Here is a 19,837-nt window from a genome sequence, read left to right on the forward strand (position 1 = left end):
GGGCGCATGGCCGTACTCCACTTACAGATAATTTTTCAGGATGAAAGCCACAAACCCCAGGGCCAGTACTGCGAGTATTATGACCACGGCGGTTTCTATGCCCGAGTACTCCCGGGGTTCTCCCCTTTCGCGCCGGAACCTTTCGGTCCTTTCGCGGGCAAGGGGGTCGGACCTCTTGATGGTGACTTGGTCTGGGAACGGACCGTGCATAGACTCACCGTTGTTTTCTCCGCTTTAGAATATTTTAACATTTCGCTGGCAGTAGGGTAGAACCTTAACTCTTGGCGGGAGTGTGCTCACAAAAAATGTTGGAAGAAGGGACTCAGGTTCACCAACCGCCACCGCGGCCGTATCCGCCGCCTCTGCCGCGGCCGCCGCCCATTCCACGCCCCATGCCTCTGCCTCTTCCCATGCCGCGTCCCATACCTCTTCCCATTCCTCCGCCGTAGCCCCCGCCGGGTCCGACTCCACCGCCCTCGGGGCCGAAAACGGCCTGGGTGAGCTCGCCCCTCAGGAAGGCTTCGACCGCTTCTCTGACGGTCATAGCGGCAGGAGCCGAGACCATCCTTATGCCGGCGGCCTGGAGTACTCCAGAGGAGTTGGGTCCGAAGCTTCCCGCAATGACAACGTTGGCTCCCTGGTCTATACAGAACTGCGCCGCTGTAACTCCGGCTCCCCTCGGCTGGCTGTAGCCTGGGTTCTGAACGACCTGGGCGCTGGTTATTCCTCCGTTCTCAACGTCAACTATCGTGAAAGTGGGAGTTCTTCCGAATGCCGGGTTCACCCGGTCTTCGAGTCCTCCGTTTACGGTTGAGACTATGATCCTCATTCACATCACCTCCGGGAGAATTAGGAAAACCGAACTTAAAAAAGTTTGCATACGCTCAAAACGGCCTCCCCCATCCCCAGAAACGGGGCCTCAGAAACGACCCGAGGATTAGGAGTGCCACTAGGCCCAGAGCGTATGGAAACGCCACAACGAAGAGCTTAAACAGGAAATACAGGATCCCTACTAGGAATAGCAGGTCGATTAGGTCGTATGCTCCGCCGAATGGATAAAATCCGTACCCTGACCTGCCGTATCCCCTTCCCATTCCCCTTGGCATTCTCCTTCCTCCGATACGTTCTCAAAGCTTGTGCTCATAATGTAAAAAGAGAGGGTTCACCACCAGCCAAAGAACCTCGCGCGCCAGGTTCTCCTGCTGGGCTGGCCGGTCCAGGGGCAGTAGCCGAGTCTGGCTCCCCAGCCTCTTCCTCCTCTGCCCCATCCACGGCCGAGGCCTCTGCCTCTTCCCCAGCCGCCACCGCGGCCCCAGCCTCTTCCCCAGCCGTAGCCGTAAGCGGGGTAGGCCGGGTAGGCAGGTGTGGCTGGGTACGGGCCGTAGGCGGGGGCCGGCGCTGTCGATGTCGCCGGGGCAGGCGGCACTGGGGCCGTGAACTGGCCAACGCTTCCGCTGGTGACCGCCTTTATGGCCTCCTCAACCGGGGTTCCAGGTGCGACCTGGTAGAGCCTTATCCCCGCGGCCTGTATGGCTCCAAGGGCGTTGGGGCCGACCTGCGGTGCTATCACCGCTTCGACGCCCTCGTTGATGAGGGTCTGGACTGCCATCGGCCCGGCTCCGCCGCCGGCCATGGCGGCACCGTTCTGGATGACCCTGCTGTTGGTGACGTTGCCGTTCTCGTCAACGTCCGCTATGAGGAACGCGGGTGCCCTGGCAAAGACCTGGGCAACGGTGTCCTCGAGTCCCCCTCCATTGGTGGGTATCGCGATTCTCATCTCAACCACCTCACTTTCATTCTATTATTTTGTGCATATGCACAGCATTTAAAGTTTTCGGTTGCCCTAATTCTGGGCAAGGTTCATATACCCTGCTTCAAAAGGGAGTCCTATGAAGGTAGCCACCGTCAAGGGATTCTCCTTCAATGTGCCTAAGCGCTCGTGGTGGAGCTTCTACAATAGCCCCTATCCAGCCCACAGGCTCGGGACTGCCGTTGACGTGTATTTTCCCGACGAGGCGCTCTTTCCATTTGAAGAGGGCAGGGTGGTGGCTACCAGGAGGGTCAGGACACCGGGCTACGTGCCCGTGCGGGAGGATTACCTCACGATTGTGAAGGTTGATGGCTTCTGTCTCAAGGTGCTCCACGTAAAACCAAAGGTGGTGGAGGGAGAACACCTTACTCTCGGTGACCCCCTGGGAGAAATGGTGGTCTCGGGCTTCTTCAGTCCCTGGAGCGACAGGCACGCACACTTTGAGCTCAGGCCGTGCCACGACGCCTACCGGGCGCGCGGGGCGTTTCTAATGAGTCCCATTCTCCTTGAGCTGGTGCCCTCTCTGAGGGGGGATGAGCTTGAGGTCGTGGAATGCACGGAAAACTATTGCTGGGCACGGCCCTTGAAAACCGGAGGACGTTCCCTGACGCCCTTAACATCCGAAGGGTTTCCCATTGAGGGTGGTCTCCCGCACTACCGCTACGGGGCACTCTTTGGCGAGAAAGAGGGCGTAGAGCTCTTTGGCCTGGGGCTTTCGGTTGGGGAGAGATTATCAAACGGCGTCTCGATTTTTGACGCGAACTTTAGGGTGCTGGCCAATGGAAAGGAAATAAGGGGGGTTGGGGTTTACTGCAACAATCCCCTCTTCAAGCTCGTGGGCAGGTTTGAGGAGGGCGAAGCCGTAAAGCTGACCTTTGTGCGGCCGTGAGGTCTTAGCGTTGGCTTGGGGAGTTGATTCAGCCATTAGTCGTATTTCTTTCTCGTTTCTTCATCGCAGATGACGTACTTCAGTTTTTCCTCCCAGTCGGGCGAGTCCCACGTGCCCAAAGCTTTGTGGGTCGTGTAGTATTTCTGCGGAATGGGATGGGTTCCAAGGACGACCTTGAGGCCGTATTTCTCCTCTATGAACCGCTTGAAGTGCTCTATCCAGGGACAGGGAGGATAGCCCACCAGAAAGCCCGTCGCGAGGTGTATCACCTCGGCACCGTTCTTTTTCATTTCCGCCGGGGCGTATTCAATGTTCCCTCCGGGGCAACCCCCGCAGGTGGTGTATCCTACAACCTCGACTTCTTGATCCCGGTATATGCTGAAGGCTCCCTCACGTTCCCTCAGCGCCCTGAAGCACTTACCGCCCGCGCAGGTGCGGTAGCGGTCGCAAATTATAATTCCAATCTTTACCATTTTCGGCATCTCCCTAAATGTTCAGACAGATATCTTAACAAAAAAGTTGGCTTAAAGCTTTTGTACGATGTCCTTTGTTCAGCTGTGAATCAAGAGGATAACGGTGCTATCCCTTCACGAACCTGCCGTCGTCCCTGGCCTCTGGGAGCTTGTGAACGTTTCGCTCCAGCCAGCCCGTCCTCTCGACGGTTCTAATGTCAAACTCCGGCACATACGGCTTTATGTCGAGCAGCGGTGTTCCGTCAACGATGTCAACGTCTTCGATGTGGAGCACGTTTCCCTCAACGCCGATGAGTCTCACTATCGAAATGCCTATTGGGTTCGGTCTGGCCGGTGCACGGGTGGCGAAGACTCCGTGCTCCTCATCATCCATGTACGGCCTGACGAGGAGCTTTCCTGGCTCCGCAAGGTGGAAGTGGTAGATTAGTATGATGTGCGAAAACCCTTCGATGTCCTTCAGTCCTGGCGAGTATTCAGGAAAGACCTCAACGGTCCCTTTAACTCCTCTGGCCGCCGAGGGCTGTATTGGAACGCCCTTCGGCTCCTTGAATGGGCTGTGGATGACTCCGATGAAGCGGTAGGTTACTTCCATCACTTTCTTCCCCCACGTGTGTTTGGCGGGAGAAGTTTAAAACCCTTCCAGCGATACGTTGCATTGAGGGTGTAAACAAGGGGGAAGGGTATGCGCCTCCTCGTCCTTAACGACAACGCCTCTTCGAAGGGCTTCCTCAACGACTGGGGCTGGAGCCTCCTTGTGGAGGGAAGAACCCGCTTCCTCTTCGATGCCGACACGAAGGGAGGAATACTGCTCCACAACGCTGAAGTTCTCGGCGTTTCCCTAAAGGGCCTCGACTTCGCCGTTCTCAGCCACTGGCACTACGACCACTACGGGGGCCTCTCCCTCGTCGGTGAGCTGAATCCGGGAATTCCTCTCTATACTCCGCCGAGAAACGGGACGATGGCGAGACAATGGGGATTTCAGGTTAGAGAGGTCACGAAGGCCGGTGCGATCGAAGTCGGAGTTTGGACTTCGGGACCATTAAGTGGGTTTGAGCAGGCGGTTGGGGTGGAGACGCCCTCCGGCCTCGTCGTCATCGTTGGCTGTTCTCATCCCGGCGTTGACAGGCTTACTATGGCAGTCCTTGAGGTCTCTGGGTATGAGAAAGCCTATCTCGTAATCGGTGGTTTTCATTATCCTTCGGTTAGGACTCTTGATAGATTGGCGAAGCTGACCGAGCTAATAGCCCCTGCCCACTGCTCGGGGGAAGGGGCAAAGGCCTACGTGCGTGAAAAATATCCCGAGAAGTTCGTGGGAGTGAGAACGGGGAGCGTCATCGAGCTTTAAACCCCGAGGAACCCCCACAGTCGCTTGAAGAACTCCGTCTTTCTGCCCTTTTCCGTCACGAAGCGGAGAACCCTCAGCTCTTCGAGGGTCTCACCGTCAATGCTTACCTTTCTGCCTGCTTCATTTAGGTCCCTGCTTTCGGCGAGTGCCCTGGCGACCTTCCACCCGTTTGGGAGGAGCGCGTTAAAATACTTCTCCACCCACTTCTTATCAATCGAACGGACGAAGAGTTCGCCCTCCCTGGAGAGGCGGTAGTAGGTGTGGTGCTTATGCACCTCAAAGGCCTTCTTGAAGCGTGCTTTGCTTCGCTTTACCGCGCTCCCCGGGTCGCGTTCTATCAGGCCGATTTCAAGGAGGTCCTCGATTGCATCCGTTATGAGTTCAAGCGGAAGGCCGCTCATCTTCCCCATCATCTTCGCGTAATCAACGCCCGCCCTTTTCAGGTGGGCAAGGACGTAGAGATGAACAGGGAGGAGCTGGAATCCTCGGTAGGAATCTGCCCGTTCTTTTCGTGTATTCTCGCAATTCATCGCCGAACCTCTCCTCCAAGGCCTTCTCTTCTTCCCCTATAAACCTCACCACTGCGAGCCAGTAAACCAAAGGCAGGCCGAGCATAAAGCCGCCGATGGCGAGCGAGAAGCCTGGCACTATAAGAAAGCCGTTCTGGTTAGCCGTAACTTGTGTAAAGTTCGTAAACGTCGTTACGGCTAACCTTCCCCACTCCCGTCTTCATTGTGGGGCTTTCGGGGGGAACGGTAACTCCCCACATCTTCAAGGCTCTCAAACGAACATTCCAAGAGCCAACCACATCACGGTTAGCCTCAAAACCACAATTCGAACACTTCAAAACCCTGTGCCCATTCGGGCTCAATTTCTCCCCACATATCGGGCACAGGGAAGAAGTAAAAGCCGGATTCACGAAAACAACCTTAACACCCTTTAATTTCGCCTTGTATTCGATAATGCTCTGAAGCTTCCGAAAACTCCACCTGTGAAGTCTCCCATTCATCTCAGCCGAATACCTGATTGACTCCCTAATTTCCGTTAAATCTTCGAGGGCGATTCCGCCGTATTTCTCCGCCACCTCAACGATTTTATTGGCGAGCTTATGATAAAGGTCATTAAGCCTGTTCTTTTCCCTCTCACCGTATTTTTCGAGAAGTTCTTTCCTCTTCTTTCCAGCTTGGATTTTCTGCTGTATTTTCCGCCTCTTCACGAAGTAACCCGTCCTAATCTCTCGCTCGTGAGTGATGATTTGGAGGAACTCGCCGTTAGGAAGGGAAAGCGTTACGTTGTTCTCATTCAAATCCACACCAACAAAGGCATTAGGCTCGCTAATTTCAACTTCTCTCGAAAAAACAACGTTGAGGAAGATGCCCTTCGGCGTTCTAACCAACCACGCCTGCCCAACCTTCCAGTCCTTGAACTTCTCGTGGTATTTAGCCGGATAAAATTCCAGTTGAATCCTCCCGTTCGGAGTGGAGAGCTTTATGATTTTATTCTCCAAGTCGAGTTTGAACAGGTGGTCGTCGAGCATTATGACTTCTTTCTTGAAAACTGGCCTCCCCCTCGTTTTACCCTTCTTTTTCCGCTTCCTAAAGCTTTTGAAGATTGCAGTCGCCATTTGACAAGCCGTGTAAAGGTAGTGACTTGGGAGTTCTGGATACTCCTTGCGAAGGCTCTTGTAGGTCTCTTTTTTCAACCGGTAAAAGCTGGTGATGTTGTTCTCAAAAGCGTAAGTGATGAGAAAGTTCACGATTTCTCGATAAGTGGAGAAAAGGTCATCTAATCCGTCGGGTGTTCCCTTGAGTTTGAATTTAGCGGTGAGTTTGATTGTTTCATTCGGCATTTTCCAGCTCCTTTTTTGTTTTCTTAATCCAATCCTTGATTGCCTCTTCAATTGCAACGCTTAAGACTCCCCGCTTGTCCCCGTAGCGTTTTTTAGCGAGTTTTTTGAACTCTTGGAGGGTTTCTTCACTGATGACGAAAGTAGCCTTAGGCATTATTAACCACCATCAAAGAAATACTAAGTTGGAGTATTTAAACCTTGTGCTAACAAAAACCAGCAAAAGTTACGAAAGTTACCAACTAAGAAACAGCCCAGATTGAATAGATAGGGTGGCGGACTCTGGAGTAGCAGCCCGTTGTGAGCAGCTCACCCCTTCGGTAGGCCTTCGAAATCTGCCGGTAGCAGAGGAGCCAGAAGACCATGCCGGCTGTGAGAAGGGCAACCCCCAAGGCCGAAAACCTAGGAAAAGAGAAGTTGAGCCTCGAATTTAGGTAGAATGCCAAAACCGCGTAGGGAACCGTGAAAAGGGAAACCTTGGGAACTATCCCAAGGAACCCCATCGCTCACTCCTCTATCGGGGGCTTTTCGGCCTTCTTCGCCTGAACTTGGCTGTAGAGGTCATCGAAGTTCTCGATGAACCTCTGCAGGGCGAGGTTTAAGTCCCTCGTCCTCGTGAAGAAGGCCACCTTGTTGGTCTTGTCGCGGATTCTCAGGAAGTTCGGCCCCATTCTGAAGGCCGCCAGGACGTCAACGTCGAGGAGCTGGCTCACGACGGCCTTGAACTTTCTGGGGTCACCGTGGCCGTCATCCTCTTCCTCGAAGTCCTTGGCCTTGTTGTGCCTCTTTTCGAGGAGCTTAACGCTCCCGTCCTCGCAGATCTCGTATATCGCGAAGAACTCTGAATCCCCGTAGTGGGCATCTATGAGCGTCTCGTCGTTCTCCATTCCAAACGCGACCTTCAGGCACCTCATGAGCATCACCGTTTTGAGCGTATGCACAAAGCTTAAAAGCTTTTAGGTTAGCCTAATTCCTGGAGGTGAGAGCTTGCAGATAGCGGTGAGTGGTGGAAAAGGTGGCACCGGAAAGTCCACGATCGCGATTAACCTGGCGATAGCGCTCAGGGAGCACTACGACCTTGTCCTGGCGGATCTCGACGTTGAGGCTCCCAACGACCACCTGCTCCTCGGCGTAGAGCTGGCCAATGAGGAGCCGGTTGAACTGTTCATGCCGCGCTTCGACTATCAGAAGTGCACCCGCTGCAGGAAGTGCGCGGAGGTCTGTGAGGAGCATGCGATAATAACCATGCGCGATGGGACGCCCTTCCTGATGCCGAACCTCTGCTCCGGCTGCGCCGCCTGTGAGATAGTCTGCCCGGTTCCGGGGGCGATTCTGCCGGGCAAGAAGCTGATGGGGCACACCTACCTCACTGAGACCCCCTACGGCTTCCCGCTCGTCACGGGAAGGCTCCTTGAGGGCGAGGAGAGGGCGATGCCGATAGTTTCCAGGGCCAAGAAGCGCGCCCAGGGGCTTGAGAAGGAGCTTTTGATGGTTGACACCGCCGCGGGAACGAGCAACACCGTCTCGAAGGCCCTTGAGGACTCGAGGCTCATCATAGCCGTCACCGAGCCAACTCCCCTCGGAATTCACGACGGCGAGCTGATTCTAAAACTTGCGAAGCTGATGGAGGTTCCCGCGATGGTCGTTGTGAACCGCTCGGACCTCGGCGACGTGGCCAAGGTGCGCGAGATCGCCGAGAAGTACGGTGCGGAGGTAATCGCGGAGATTCCGTACAGCGAGAACATCATAAGGAGCTACGTTGAGGGGAAGCCCATAGTCCTGACGGATTATCCCGAGGCGGGGCTCTTCAGGGAGATTGCTTCCAGGGTCGTTGAGTTCCTCGGAGGTGGTGAGTGATGCAGCTGGTCATAGCGAGCGGCAAGGGAGGCGTTGGAAAGAGTACCGTCACGGCCTCGCTCCTCTACCTGCTGAAGGACGAGTACCGGTTCGTTGCCGTTGACGCTGACGCTGACGCGCCGAACCTCGACCTGCTCCTCGGCGTGGAGCACTGGGAGGAGGAGAGGGAGCTGGTAGGGGCGAAGGTGGCGAGGATAAACACGGAGAGCTGCATAAGGTGCGGTATCTGCCAGGAGCGCTGCCCTTACGACTGTATCAAGGTCATAGACGGCGACTACGTTGTCAGCGAGCTGACCTGTGAGGGCTGCAACGTCTGCGGCCTCGTCTGTCCTGTTCCGGGAACGATAACGCTGGAGGAAGTCCGCTCCGGAGTCGTCAGGAAGACCACTACCCGCTACGGATTCCCGCTGATTTCGGCCCAGCTCGACGTTGGCAGGCCCAACAGCGGAAAACTCGTCACCGAGGAGAAGGAGTGGGCGAAGAAGCTCATGGGGGAGCTTGGCCTGAAGCACATGGTGGTTGACAGCGCCGCAGGAATCGGCTGTCAGGTTATAGCGAGCATAGGCGGGGCTGATCTGACGATACTCGTGGCGGAGCCTACCCCTGCTTCCCTCAGCGACGTGCAGAGGGCCTACAAGGTAGTCCAGCACTTCAGGCAGCCGGCTTACCTCATCATCAACAAGGCCGACTTCAACCCGGGCTTCATGGCTCTGAGGGAGTGGGCCGAGGCCGAGGGAATCCCGATACTCGGCGAGATACCCTACGACAGGGCCATCCCGAGGAGCATGAGCATGCTCAAACCCTTCGTCGAGGCCTTCCCCGACTCGAAGGCGGCCGATGCGATGAGGGAGATAGCCGAGAGGGTCAGGGAAGAGATACTCCGCTGACCTCGCAGTTCATCGGGGCTTCCCTTTCTCCCCATATTGTTTCCAGCTCGAACCTGACGCACAGCGGAGGTCTATCTTCTTCCCCGTAGGTCGTGTTGAAGACCAGTGCAAAAGCTCCGTACGGCCGGGTAACGTTGAAGCCCGCGGAGTCCAAGCCACCGTATGCTTTGGGGAAGGAGAAGTACTTGGAGATCTCGTCAGTTTCGTTGCAGGTCATTATCGTTCCGTTTTCTGGCCAGCACTGCCAGAGGAGGGTAGAGGTGGAAGTTTCGATGCTCCAGGAGGGTGGGTAGATTACGGTGGCGTCACTGATCCCTTCGATGGTTTCGGGGTTGGCGAGGTAGTAAACCACGAGAACCCCCTTGCCGTCCATCTCAGAGTAAACCCACCCTCCGAGGAAGTCGAAGGTATCGTTGTCGAGGAACATGTCCCTGGGAGGATAGACAATAAAGCGGTCGTCGGGACTTTTCGTTGGAACCCACTCGGAGCGGACGCTGGACTCAAGACTGCCGTTCTCGTTGAACTCCATGTAAAAGTACTCCGAGTAAGCCCTGAGCTTCCCCCTCCCAGCCAAATACTTCACGACGGCGAGGGGATAGTTGGGGTCGAGGGAGTCGTTGAAGGCCTCCACGAGAACGTTGCCCAGGCTCCTCGGGCTGTAAACCTTTCTAGCGTAGCCCCTCCCCGTGCCGTTTTGTACGTACGGGCAGATCTGGTAGCTGGCATGGTAGTTGACCTTGGGCGGCTCTGATATCACCAATTTGCAGTCTTCATTCTCGCTTAGATATTCACTTATGGAGTACGCGGTTCCGATTACCGCCACGAGAATCATTGCGGCGAGAAGGATTCTTCCCAGGTTCATTCCACCACCGCTTTTTCTTTGGTGTTGGATTAAATAACTTTTTCGTTTCTTTGGTAATTTGGACCCAAACCTTAAAAGCCTCCCCCGCGTAGTCTCCCCGGTGGTGTGAAATGGCCGAGATGAACGAGCAGCTTGAAAGGCTCGCTTACGAGTACCAGCTCCTTCAGGCCCAGGCTCAGCTCCTGGCCCAGAACCTCGAACTGCTCACCCTTGGAAGGAACGAGTTCCAGGCTGTGAAGGAGACGCTGGAGGAACTCAAGAAGGTCGAGGAGGAGAAGCCGGAGATACTGGTGCCCATTGGAGCCGGCTCCTTCCTGAAGGCGCACATAGACGACAAGGAGAACGCGATAGTCAGCGTCGGCGCCGGCTACGCCATCGAGAAGAACCTTGACGACGCAATAACTTATCTGGACGCGCGCATAAAGGAGTACGATGAGGCAATAGCCAAGACCCAGGAGGCTCTCAAAAAGCTGGAGGGTCAGCTGGGAGAGCTCGCCCAGAAGGCGCAGGAGCTTCAGCAGAGGCAAGCCATGGGCTTCAGCGTGAAGAAGTGAGGCACTTCCCAGGACGTTCTCTTTCGATTTTATCTCGTCTGTCATTCTTCGTTGGTGGGTCCGCGGACGCTGTTCGGATTGCCGCTGGGAACCGGAACCTAGTGTTCTGAGAAAAGCGTGTTTACTCACGTTTGTTTCGTAAAATTGGGTGTTTTGGTGCCTTTGTTTCGGATACGTTTAAATGTCTCTCAGCACTATTCACAAGGGATATGAATAGAGTGAGGATAAAATTCCTTGCCGTGGCGTTTGCACTGCTGCTGATTCTGGGAACTTTTGGGCTAGCCGTGCCTAGGATTAACATCAGTGCCCAGGAGATTGGGGCGGGCTCAAACTATCTAGTGAGTCCTGTTAACGATGGAAGGTACACTATATGGACATCTGGGAATACGGTCACTAATGTAGAGCTTATATTGGGCGGCAGTCTTTCAGAGGGTACGATGGTTTATGTTGATCTTAGGGACTCCTCAGGGAATATGGTCTCAAACGGGTCCCTCACTGTAGGGCCAGGTGGCATTCCTGGTGGGGTTGCATTTAATGTGAGTGTATCCTCGACGGATATCTCAGGTGTAGACCCAACAAAAACCGAGGTCATAATTTTGTCCTCCGAATACAATCTGGACTCTTCTGGGCCGATCTTTGTAAGTATTCAAAAACTTGGACTTGGGACCTACGATGGTAGTTACTCTAATCCCATAACAATTCATGGGAGCGCTGTGTATCTTAATCATTATCCAGTTAGGATTTTGCTGGTTGCATCGTCCCCTTCTTTTCCCTGGGACTCTCTTTACTTTACAAACTCAACCGGCCATTGTCTGTATTACTGGAAAGAATTTCAGGGCACTTTTGTTAACTCTGACGGCAACACCTACTCTTGGGCGGTATTCTGGGTTAATGTAACTACCATCGCACCTGACTCTGATGAGACTATATTCGTCAATTACCTCGGGACAGGAAATTCCTGTTCGAGCTATCTGGATCCCAACAAGGTTTTTCTCTTTTATGATGACTTCAACAATTTGGCCAATTGGGAAATCAGAGGGTCCCCAGCAGTATCCAATGGCAGGCTTGTTCTTGATGGCGGGGACTGGGTGTGGACAAAACAAAGCTTCCCAACCCCATACGCGGTTGAAATGCTTGTGAATCTTGGGTGGGATGATGGAACATCATATAATAAAAGAGGCATAAATACATATTCTCTGGGTCCATTTATCGTGCCCTATGTAGACTCTGGTGGAGATGGATGGGGTGAGGGTATCGGAACGCGATACTTGTTTGGCGTCATACCGTTATCTCAGGAAGATGGAGCGGTCAATTTTAATGTTTATTCATCGTTGTCCTCTTTATCTTGGAGCTACCAGCAAAGTACTCCGCAGTACGTGATGGGCATTTGGGAGATATTAAACGCCACTGTTTACGCAAACACTCTTGACTTTTCTCAGACTGTGTTCGTCACATACCAGTCAGGTAATGGATGGGTTCTCTCTTCAAGCCCTTCTACGGGAATCCCAATGGGAGTTCAGGATACAAGCTCGTACCCTGTTTCGATAACCTCTGAGGGACGCGTTGGAATTGGTCAATGGAGTGGTGGTCCGACAGAGGTAGAGTTTCTCTTCGTCAGAAAGTACGTAAATCCCGAACCTACTTACGATATAGGAAGGTGGTACTATCACCTTACATTTATTCCAGAGCCTGCGGCAGCGTCGGCAACTGGGACTGCCGTGGCTTCTACGACCGCTCCGGCAATAGCCCCCGTGGGGAAAGCTGGTCAGGCAGTACTGTCTGGTTATGGACTCGGCTCTAAGAGACAGACTGTCCCCCAGTTCCAAAACATGAATAACATTACAGGATCCGGGAATTCTGAGGTTTATGCAAAGAATTAGAGAACTTGCAAGAATTACAAATCTAGCCCTCAGCGAGGTGGCTCATAGCCCGATACCACTCCACAGTTTTCTTCAGCCCGTCCTCCAGGCTCCACTCCGGCTCGAAGCCAAGGCTCCTGATCTCGCTTATATCCGCTAGGCTGTGCCTTATGTCTCCCGGTCTGGGCCTGTCGAAGAGTATTGAGCTGTTGGCACCTGTTATCTCGATTATCTTCATCGCCAGCTCCAGGATGGTCGTCTGCTTTCCGGTTGCAACGTTGAAAACCTTTCCGTTGCTCCTCCGGCTCTCGGCGGCGAGTATGTTCGCCCTAACGACGTCTTTGACGTATATGAAGTCCCTCGTCTGCTTGCCGTCCCCGTAGATGACGAGCGGCTCGTTCTTCAGGGCGCGGTTGATGAAGATGCTTATAACTCCCGCGTACTGGTTGGCGCTCTGCCTCGGACCAAAGACGTTGAAGTAGCGCAGCGCGACGGTTGGAACCCCGTAGAGCTCGTTGAAGACCCGCAGGTACTCCTCAGCGGTCGCCTTAGTCACGCCGTACGGTGAGAGCGGCCGCGGCCTCTCAACCTCCCTCAGGGGCAGGTTCGGGTTGTCCCCGTAAACCGCCGCGGAGGACGCGAAAATCAGCTTCCCGTGCCCATTCAGGAGGGCCTTTAAAATGTTCAGGGTGCCGATGACGTTGACCTCCTCTGTGAAAACCGGGTCTCTGACGCTCTCGACGACGCTCACCTGCGCCGCCTCGTGGAAGACGTAGTCCGCGTGGCTTATAAGTTCCGCAACGGCGCTGTAATCCCGGATGTCTGCCTTCACGAGCTTCGCGCCCGGGGGCACGTTCTCCTCCTTCCCGGTGTAGAGGTTGTCTATTATCACAACATCGTTGTCCTTGACAAGCTCCCAGGCGATGTGGGAGCCGATGAAACCGGCCCCTCCAGTGACGACTACCAGCTTGTTCCTCATAGCTACCCCCACAGGTAGTGTTTGCCACGGGTTTTAACCTTTTGTGGGGCCCGGGTGGAGTGTTTTGACACTCTTTTGTTAAATTCGAAACCGTTATAAGCCCCCTATTGACTTAAACCTGGGTAAGGAGCCATGCCGAGCTACATCGTTGTTGGCGGTCAATGGGGAGACGAGGGCAAGGGCTCAGTTATCGCTTACCTTGCCCTGAAGGACGAGCCTGAGGTCATAGCGCGCGGCGGCGTTGGAACGAACGCGGGCCACAGCGTTTTTATCAACGGCAAGAAGTACGCGGTCAGGCAGCTTCCAACGGCGTTCATCCAGAGAAAGGCCCGGCTTCTCGTGGGTGCGGGCGTTCTGGTTGATCCTGGAGTGTTCTTCCACGAGCTTGAGCACCTCAGGGACTTCAACGTCGGCGAGAGGGTGGGCATCGACTACCGCTGTTCCATAATCGAGGACGAGCACAAGAAGCTCGACAGGAGCAACAGCCACCTCCACGACAAGATAGGGACCACCGGAAGCGGCTGCGGGCCAGCTAATGCCGACCGGGTCATGAGAAGGGCGAGGCTTACAAAGGAAGTCCCCGAGCTTGAGCCCTACCTGACGGATGTCGCCGCGGAAGTGAACGACGCCCTGGATGATGGGAAGCTGGTTCTCGTCGAGGGAACGCAGGGCTTTGGACTGAGCCTCTACTACGGAACCTACCCCTACGTCACCTCGAAGGACACGACCGCTTCGGCCATAGCGAGCGACGTGGGAATAGGCCCGACGAGGGTTGATGACGTCATAGTCGTGTTCAAGAGCTTCCCGACGAGGGTTGGGGAGGGGCCGTTCCCGACCGAGATGAGCCAGGAGGAGGCAGAGAAGATGGGCCTCGTCGAGTACGGGACGGTGACCGGAAGGAGAAGGAGGGTCGGCTGGTTCGACTTCGAGTTCGCCCGCTACTCCGCGAGGCTCAACGGGGCAACGATGCTTGCCCTCACAATGCTCGACAAGTACGATAAGAACGCCTTCGGCGTCACGGACTACGAGAAACTGCCGAGAAGGGCCAGGGAGTTCGTTGAGGAAATCGAGGAGCGCGTCGGCGTCCCTGTCGGACTCATAAAGACCGGACCCGAGCTGGAGCACATAATAGACAGAAGGGAAAACATCTAGCCCTCGAGGAACTCCAGAATCATGCCCCTGACCCTTTCTTTCTTCAGTTTTGCTATCTCTTCAAAGGAGAGCGTCTCTTCAAGCCATCTGATGAACCTGTAGCCAAGATAGTAGCCGGTAAACTTCATTCCAAAGAGCTCGTACCACGAGCCAAAGAACGGGTTCAGGGGTTCGTTTTCCCGGACCCTTCTTGAGAACTCCTCCTTAATGCGCCGCTCGTTTCTCGTGCACCATTCGAACCATCCATCGTATTCGAGGTGCCACGGCCTCCCGGTTACAATGTCCTCCACCCTCTGGGCGAATCCCTCAGTATACAGCCCCATAATGGAATCTTCTTCGAGCTTTTCCAGGTTCTCGTTCCTCATGAGCCAGTGCACAAGATGTCCGAATTCGTGTGCAATCAATCCAGAGATTCCATCGTACCATCCAAGCTCGGCTATTGCTTCCAGGCCAAAAAGAAGTGAGGGCTTTCCTTTGAATTCCGTCACCCATCCGGCCCCGTTCTCAAGGCCGACGTATATGACGATGTTGTACTCGTCCGGGGTGATTCTGAACAGCCTCTCGACGTCGGCGGTGAGTTTTGGCAGCGCTCTCATGAGGCTTTCGTATGCTTTGGGGAACTCCTCCGGCTTTCTCTTGTCCAGCAGGCTCAGATAATCTCTCCAGCTCGCCCCGTATCTCGCGTAATCCTCCTTAATTTTTTCAAAAAGCTCAGGGTAGTTACTGATGTATGTTACCCAGCTTTCAGGACTCCCATCCCAGCGCTCCATAAAATCCTGAAATGTATCAAAGATCATAGGAATTCACCCTGTGTGCCCGGTCATCCACTCAACCACTGTCCTGTGGAGTTCATCCGCCCATTCGGGATCTTCGAATATCTCGTGGTAGGCCCCTTCGAATTCCCTGATTGCCTTGTCCTTAACTGTCAGCTCCTCCAGAAGCCTCCTCGCCCCCTCGGGAGGTGTTATCACGTCCGCCGTGCCGACGACCAGCAGCACGGGAACCTTTATCCTTCCAGCATCCCTGTGGGCCAGTTCCATGTTCTCGAAGATGCTCCTGCCGAGCCTTGCGGAAATCCTGTCGTGGACGAGGGGGTCTTCGACGTAGCGCTTCACCGCCTCGGGGTTCCTGGAAAGCAGCTCCGGCTTCAGCCCGTTGGAAAGAACAATCCCCGGGGCGATTTTCCCGAGGAACTTCGCGAGGGCCACCATAAACTTGGGCGTTTCGGGGCTTTTGGCGAGTGCCGGTGAGGACGCCACCACGCCACGTATCCTTTCGGGCCTCGTCTCGGCGTACCTGATCACGGTCAGTCCGCCGAGGCTGTGGCCGAAGAGGAATGGCTTTTCGCCAATTTCATCTATGATGCCGTCTATTATCTCCATCGCCTCTTCAACGCTCGTATGTCCCCTCTTGCCGGGGCTCTTCCCGTGACCGGGCCAGTCGAAGGTGTAGACCCCAAAGCCGGCATCGTTGAGCTCTCTGATTAGTCTCCCGTACCTCCCGCTGTGCTCACCAAGGCCGTGGACGAGAACGACCCAGCCGAGTTTTGGTTCACCGAAGCTGACTTTATAAATGTCCATAACGTCCACCGCCCTTGAAAATGGATGGAAGAGGATTTAACGTTTTCCCCGAAGCTGACCTCCTCTCTGCCCAAAGTGCAAAGCTTTCAAAAGAAAAATGTAAAAAAGTTCATGATAAGTGGGCTTCCCCTGAGCCTTTTATTGGCGAGGTGAAAGAGAGGGGGCCGTTTACTCGAGTTCTATTAGTGTTTGTCCGGTGTCGACGGTGTCGCCTTCTTTGATGAGGATTTTCTTGACTACTCCGTCTTTTGGTGCGGGGATTTCGTTCTCCATTTTCATTGCTTCGAGCACGAGGAGTCCTTGACCCGTCTTAACCTGCTCACCCTTCTTCACGAGTATCCTGAGGATCTTGCCCGGCATTGGGGCCGTCACAACACCCTCCCCAGCCAGGGCTGGAGTAGATGCTGGAGCGGCAGAAGCAACCGGAGCCGGAGCAGGAGCAGCAACGGGCGCAGGTGCGGGAGCAACAGCCGCCGTTTTTGGAGTGCCGGTGGGAGCTGAAGCTCCTGCTATCTGAGGCAGGTACCTGAGGGCACTCAGGTCGACGCCCTCGATTCCAACCTCGAACTCGACGCCGTTAACGTAGATCTTGAACCTCTGGGCGCTCGCAGGTATCTCTGGCCCCTTCTTTCCGGCCTTTCTCCTCTCGAAGAACTCCCTGGCTATCTGCGGGAAGAGGCAGTATGTGAGGACGTCTTCTTCTTTCTCAAGGTAGCCAAGGCCCTCCAGCTCCTTTCGGCAGGTTTCGAGGGCAGGTTCGAGCAGTTCCCCGTGCCTCACGGTTATCGGTTCCTCGTTGCCGAGGACGCGCTTCCTCAGCTCCGGGTTCACCTCCGCTGGCGGTCTGCCGTAGAGGCCCCTGATGTAGTTCTTAACCTCCTCGGTTATCCTCTCGTACCTTCCAAAGAGGACGTTGAGAACCGCCTGCGTCCCGACTATCTGACTGGTCGGCGTCACCAGCGGCGGCCATCCAAGGTCTTCCCTGACGCGCGGAATCTCCTCCAGAACCTCCTGGAGCCGGTCGAGGGCTTTCATCTCCTTCAACTGGCTTATGAGGTTGGAGTACATCCCGCCTGGAACCTGGTACTTCAGAACGTATGGGTTCACCATGAGGGCCTCCTTGTGCAGCATCCCCGAGTACTTCTCGTCGAGGAGCCGCTTGAGGTAGCGTGAGACCTCGTGGATGAGCTCCCTGTCGAGGTGGCTCCCAACGGCCTCCGGTAAGGCGTGCCATATTGTTTGTATTCCCGGCTGGGCCGTTCCGAAGGCGAGCGGACTTATGGCAGTGTCTATGTAGTCCGCCCCGGCCTCGACGGCCTTGAGGTAGGTCGCGACCGCCATTCCCGTTGTGGAGTGCGTGTGAACGTTGACTGGGACGCCGTAGCGCTCCTTTATCTCGCTCACCAGCTCGTAGGCCTTCCGCGGCGTCAGCAGGGCCGCCATGTCCTTGATGGTTATCACATCAACATCGAGCGCTAGGAGCTCTTCGACCTTTCCCAGGTAGTACTCGAGCGTGAACACTTTGCCTGTTGTGTAGGCTATCGCACCCTGAACCTCGGCACCGATTTCCTTCGCCTTCCGTATCGCCACCTCCATGTTCCTGACGTCGTTTAGGGCATCGAATATTCTGAAAATGTCTATCCCGTTCCTGTGGGCCAGTTCAACGAACCTTTCAACCACGTCGTCGGGGTAGTGGCGGTAGCCGACGACGTTCTGCCCGCGGAGGAGCATCTGAAGCTTCGTCTTCCTTACCTGCTCTCTGAGGAGCCTCAGCCTCTCCCACGGATCCTCGCGGAGGTAGCGGATGCAGACGTCGAAGGTGGCCCCTCCCCAGACCTCCATGGAGTAGAAGCCTATTTTATCCATCTTCTCCGCTACCGCGAGCATGTCCTCGGTCGTGAGCCGTGTGGCTATAAGGGACTGGTGAGCGTCCCTAAACGTTGTGTCTATTATCTCAACCCTGCTCATGCCCTCACCTCCATCCTGGGCTACAGTCGGCCATTTAAAAGTCTAACGACGTTCGGGGGAGAGAAATTCGACAGAAGACGAAACAGTGCCGCGAAAGAAAAAGTTGAAAACTGCTGAAGGCTCAGAGGAGCCCCTCGGCTTTCGCCGCCTCCTCCGGGTCCTCGTTGCGGTGGACGACGCGGAGGAGTGCCTTTATAAACGGCTCGGGGTCTTCGCGCTGGAAGATGTTCCTTCCAACGACCGCCCCGGCTCCGCCGGCCTCTATGACGTCCCAGACGAGCTTGAGGAAGTCCACGGGGTCCTCGGTCTTTGCCCCGCCGCTGAGGAGAACGGGAACTCCGGCTGCCGCATCGACAACCTTGGCGAAGGTCTCCCTCGAGCCGGTCCAGTAGGTCTTTATCATGTCCGCGCCGCTCTCAACGGCCGCCCTGGCACCGTACATGACGACGCGGTAGTCTTCCTTCTTCCCGTACTTCTCGTTTATGTACGGTCCGCGCGGGTAGGCGAACTGGACGACCGGAAAGCCGAGGTCGTGGGCGTAGCTCGCTATCTCCGCGAACTGGCGCATCATAACGTCTTCCTGCGGGCTGCCCCAGTAGACGGTCGCGGCTATTGCATCGGCGCCGAGCTTCACCGCGTCCTCAACGTAGCCGAGCTGGCTCTGGAGGAGCTGGTCGTCCTTCGGGCGGAGGTTGGTCTTGCTGGTGAGCTTGATCATCAGACCCCTGTCGGGCTTCACGTCGTTGCCGGCAATCCTCGCGAGGCCAGGGAGCATCATAACGCCGTCGATTCCGGCCCTCATGACTTTCTTTATGATGATCCTCGGGTTGACGTGCTCCCAGTGCTCCTCGAAGTCCGTCGGCCCGTGCTCGAAGCCGTGATCCATGGCGAAGATGAGGGCCCTTCCGTCCCTCCTGAAGAAGCGCTTCATCCTCCTCTTTATGCCCACGTTCTGGTATGCATCCATACTAATCACCGGGAGTGATATATTCATTTGGGGATTTAAGGTTTTTGGGCGAAGGTTGTTTAAGGTGTTCCAGGAAATCACCCCGGTGGTGGAAATGGAGCGCATCATCGGAAGAAAGATCATAACCCTGGACGAGGTTGACTCCACCAACGAGTACGCGAAGCGAATAGCCCGAAATGTCCCGGAGGGAACTGTTGTCGTGGCGAAGAAACAGACCGCGGGAAGGGGCAGGAAGGGCCGCTCCTGGGCGTCCCCGGAGGGCGGGCTCTGGATGAGCGTTGTCCTCAAGCCCCCCAGGGTCGATCCAAGGCTCGTCTTCGTCGGGGCGCTGGCGGTCGTCGATACGCTCGCGGACTTTGGGATAGAGTCAGGGATAAAGTGGCCCAACGACGTGTGGGCGGGAGGCAGAAAGATATCGGGAATACTTACCGAGGGGAAGGCCGGCGAGTACAGCATACTGGGAATAGGCCTCAACGTGAACAACGCCATCCCCGAGGAGCTCAGGGAAAACGCTGTGTCGATGGTGCAGTTTACGGGCAGGGAGCTGCCGCTCGACGCTGTTCTCGAGAGGCTCCTGTTCCATCTGGGGGGATGGTATAGGGTTTTCCTCGAGAGGCCGGACCTGCTGATGGCGAAGGTTCGCGAGAGGGCGTTCATACTGGGGAAGGTTGTCACCGTAACCGAAGGTGATGAGAAAATCTCTGGCATAGCACTGGACATACTGGATGATGGCTCATTACTCATGAGCATTGACGGACAGTTAAGGAGAATCCTGTATGGGGACGTTTCGCTAAGGTTCTTCTAAGTTC

General features: G+C 55.3%; 25 protein-coding genes. 8 read left to right on the plus strand and 17 right to left on the minus strand.

Annotated elements, in window-relative coordinates; translation table 11 throughout:
• Positions 1-21: 21 nt before the first annotated feature.
• The 4 genes from GQS_RS00405 to GQS_RS00420 all read right to left on the minus strand — a co-directional run bounded on the left by GQS_RS00405 (position 22) and on the right by GQS_RS00420 (position 1,777).
• A complete protein-coding gene (locus GQS_RS00405) occupies positions 22-210 on the minus strand; it encodes a hypothetical protein (protein WP_014011671.1) in 189 nt (62 codons plus the stop codon).
• A 118-nt stretch (positions 211-328) separates the two neighbouring features.
• Positions 329-829 carry a NifB/NifX family molybdenum-iron cluster-binding protein gene (locus GQS_RS00410; RefSeq protein WP_014011672.1) on the minus strand — a complete coding sequence of 167 codons (501 nt, stop codon included), beginning with the start codon at positions 827-829 and terminating at the stop codon, positions 329-331.
• Positions 830-884: 55 nt separating this feature from the next.
• Positions 885-1,106, minus strand: coding sequence for a hypothetical protein (locus GQS_RS00415; protein ID WP_014011673.1), 222 nt, complete (start codon positions 1,104-1,106; stop codon positions 885-887).
• 56 nt (positions 1,107-1,162) lie between these two features.
• Positions 1,163-1,777: a NifB/NifX family molybdenum-iron cluster-binding protein gene (locus tag GQS_RS00420; protein ID WP_014011674.1), complete on the minus strand. Its 615-nt coding sequence runs from the start codon at positions 1,775-1,777 to the stop codon at positions 1,163-1,165.
• A 112-nt stretch (positions 1,778-1,889) separates the two neighbouring features.
• Here GQS_RS00420 and GQS_RS00425 point away from each other — a divergent pair, with 112 nt between their 5' ends.
• Complete coding sequence (locus GQS_RS00425; protein ID WP_014011675.1) at positions 1,890-2,699, plus strand: hypothetical protein; 810 nt, start codon at positions 1,890-1,892, stop codon at positions 2,697-2,699.
• 35 nt (positions 2,700-2,734) lie between these two features.
• Here the strand turns inward: GQS_RS00425 and GQS_RS00430 are convergent, their stop codons facing one another.
• Positions 2,735-3,181, minus strand: coding sequence for a CGGC domain-containing protein (locus GQS_RS00430; RefSeq protein WP_048056491.1), 447 nt, complete (start codon positions 3,179-3,181; stop codon positions 2,735-2,737).
• Between the two features lie 97 nt (positions 3,182-3,278).
• Positions 3,279-3,764, minus strand: a complete 486-nt coding sequence (gene tsaA / locus GQS_RS00435) for a tRNA (N6-threonylcarbamoyladenosine(37)-N6)-methyltransferase TrmO (protein WP_014011677.1) — start codon at positions 3,762-3,764, stop codon at positions 3,279-3,281.
• Between the two features lie 90 nt (positions 3,765-3,854).
• Between tsaA and GQS_RS00440 the strand changes: the two genes are divergently transcribed.
• A complete protein-coding gene (locus tag GQS_RS00440) occupies positions 3,855-4,517 on the plus strand; it encodes an MBL fold metallo-hydrolase (protein ID WP_014011678.1) in 663 nt (220 codons plus the stop codon).
• Here GQS_RS00440 and GQS_RS00445 read toward each other — a convergent pair.
• From GQS_RS00445 to GQS_RS00460, 5 genes are all read right to left on the minus strand, one after another.
• On the minus strand, positions 4,514-5,047 hold the full coding sequence (locus tag GQS_RS00445; protein WP_014011679.1) for a DUF2250 domain-containing protein: 534 nt from the start codon (positions 5,045-5,047) through the stop codon (positions 4,514-4,516). The genes GQS_RS00440 and GQS_RS00445 overlap by 4 nt on opposite strands.
• 137 nt (positions 5,048-5,184) lie before the next feature.
• The gene (locus tag GQS_RS00450; protein ID WP_014011680.1) at positions 5,185-6,366 is read right to left on the minus strand and encodes an RNA-guided endonuclease TnpB family protein; all 1,182 of its coding nucleotides are present in this window, start codon (positions 6,364-6,366) and stop codon (positions 5,185-5,187) included.
• On the minus strand, positions 6,356-6,520 hold the full coding sequence (locus tag GQS_RS10980) for a hypothetical protein (RefSeq protein WP_014011681.1): 165 nt from the start codon (positions 6,518-6,520) through the stop codon (positions 6,356-6,358). The genes GQS_RS00450 and GQS_RS10980 overlap by 11 nt, the downstream gene beginning before the upstream one ends.
• An 85-nt stretch (positions 6,521-6,605) precedes the next feature.
• A complete protein-coding gene (locus GQS_RS00455; RefSeq protein WP_014011682.1) occupies positions 6,606-6,866 on the minus strand; it encodes a protein-S-isoprenylcysteine O-methyltransferase in 261 nt (86 codons plus the stop codon).
• 3 nt (positions 6,867-6,869) lie between these two features.
• Positions 6,870-7,277: a NifB/NifX family molybdenum-iron cluster-binding protein gene (locus GQS_RS00460; protein WP_014011683.1), complete on the minus strand. Its 408-nt coding sequence runs from the start codon at positions 7,275-7,277 to the stop codon at positions 6,870-6,872.
• 73 nt (positions 7,278-7,350) lie between these two features.
• Here GQS_RS00460 and GQS_RS00465 point away from each other — a divergent pair, with 73 nt between their 5' ends.
• Complete coding sequence (locus GQS_RS00465; protein WP_014011684.1) at positions 7,351-8,220, plus strand: P-loop NTPase; 870 nt, start codon at positions 7,351-7,353, stop codon at positions 8,218-8,220.
• On the plus strand, positions 8,220-9,107 hold the full coding sequence (locus tag GQS_RS00470; protein ID WP_014011685.1) for a P-loop NTPase: 888 nt from the start codon (positions 8,220-8,222) through the stop codon (positions 9,105-9,107). The genes GQS_RS00465 and GQS_RS00470 overlap by 1 nt, the downstream gene beginning before the upstream one ends.
• On the opposite strand, the gene GQS_RS00475 is transcribed toward GQS_RS00470, so the two are convergent.
• A complete protein-coding gene (locus tag GQS_RS00475; RefSeq protein WP_014011686.1) occupies positions 9,085-9,969 on the minus strand; it encodes a hypothetical protein in 885 nt (294 codons plus the stop codon). The genes GQS_RS00470 and GQS_RS00475 overlap by 23 nt on opposite strands.
• Positions 9,970-10,079: 110 nt before the next feature.
• On the opposite strand from GQS_RS00475, the gene pfdA reads away from it, so the two are divergent.
• A complete protein-coding gene (pfdA, locus tag GQS_RS00480) occupies positions 10,080-10,523 on the plus strand; it encodes a prefoldin subunit alpha (protein ID WP_014011687.1) in 444 nt (147 codons plus the stop codon).
• A 209-nt stretch (positions 10,524-10,732) separates the two neighbouring features.
• On the plus strand, positions 10,733-12,403 hold the full coding sequence (locus GQS_RS00485) for a DUF2341 domain-containing protein (RefSeq protein WP_048056492.1): 1,671 nt from the start codon (positions 10,733-10,735) through the stop codon (positions 12,401-12,403).
• Positions 12,404-12,425: 22 nt separating this feature from the next.
• On the opposite strand, the gene GQS_RS00490 is transcribed toward GQS_RS00485, so the two are convergent.
• Entirely contained in the window at positions 12,426-13,361 is a 936-nt protein-coding gene (locus GQS_RS00490) for an SDR family oxidoreductase (RefSeq protein ID WP_014011689.1), read from the minus strand.
• A 132-nt stretch (positions 13,362-13,493) separates the two neighbouring features.
• Between GQS_RS00490 and GQS_RS00495 the strand changes: the two genes are divergently transcribed.
• The gene (locus GQS_RS00495; protein WP_014011690.1) at positions 13,494-14,513 is read left to right on the plus strand and encodes an adenylosuccinate synthetase; all 1,020 of its coding nucleotides are present in this window, start codon (positions 13,494-13,496) and stop codon (positions 14,511-14,513) included.
• Here the strand turns inward: GQS_RS00495 and GQS_RS00500 are convergent.
• The 4 genes from GQS_RS00500 to fba form a co-directional block, all read right to left on the minus strand.
• A complete protein-coding gene (locus GQS_RS00500; protein WP_014011691.1) occupies positions 14,510-15,310 on the minus strand; it encodes a hypothetical protein in 801 nt (266 codons plus the stop codon). The genes GQS_RS00495 and GQS_RS00500 overlap by 4 nt on opposite strands.
• Before the next feature lie 6 nt (positions 15,311-15,316).
• Positions 15,317-16,093, minus strand: coding sequence for an alpha/beta hydrolase (locus tag GQS_RS00505; RefSeq protein ID WP_014011692.1), 777 nt, complete (start codon positions 16,091-16,093; stop codon positions 15,317-15,319).
• Positions 16,094-16,261: 168 nt separating this feature from the next.
• Entirely contained in the window at positions 16,262-18,061 is a 1,800-nt protein-coding gene (locus GQS_RS00510; RefSeq protein WP_014011693.1) for a pyruvate/oxaloacetate carboxyltransferase, read from the minus strand.
• A 121-nt stretch (positions 18,062-18,182) separates the two neighbouring features.
• Complete coding sequence (gene fba / locus GQS_RS00515; RefSeq protein WP_014011694.1) at positions 18,183-19,028, minus strand: class I fructose-bisphosphate aldolase; 846 nt, start codon at positions 19,026-19,028, stop codon at positions 18,183-18,185.
• 94 nt (positions 19,029-19,122) lie between these two features.
• On the opposite strand from fba, the gene GQS_RS00520 reads away from it, so the two are divergent.
• Positions 19,123-19,833 carry a biotin--[acetyl-CoA-carboxylase] ligase gene (locus GQS_RS00520; RefSeq protein WP_014011695.1) on the plus strand — a complete coding sequence of 237 codons (711 nt, stop codon included), beginning with the start codon at positions 19,123-19,125 and terminating at the stop codon, positions 19,831-19,833.
• The last annotated feature ends 4 nt before the right edge of the window (positions 19,834-19,837 follow it).

It is taken from the genome of Thermococcus sp. 4557 (assembly GCF_000221185.1).
Taxonomy (GTDB): domain Archaea; phylum Methanobacteriota_B; class Thermococci; order Thermococcales; family Thermococcaceae; genus Thermococcus.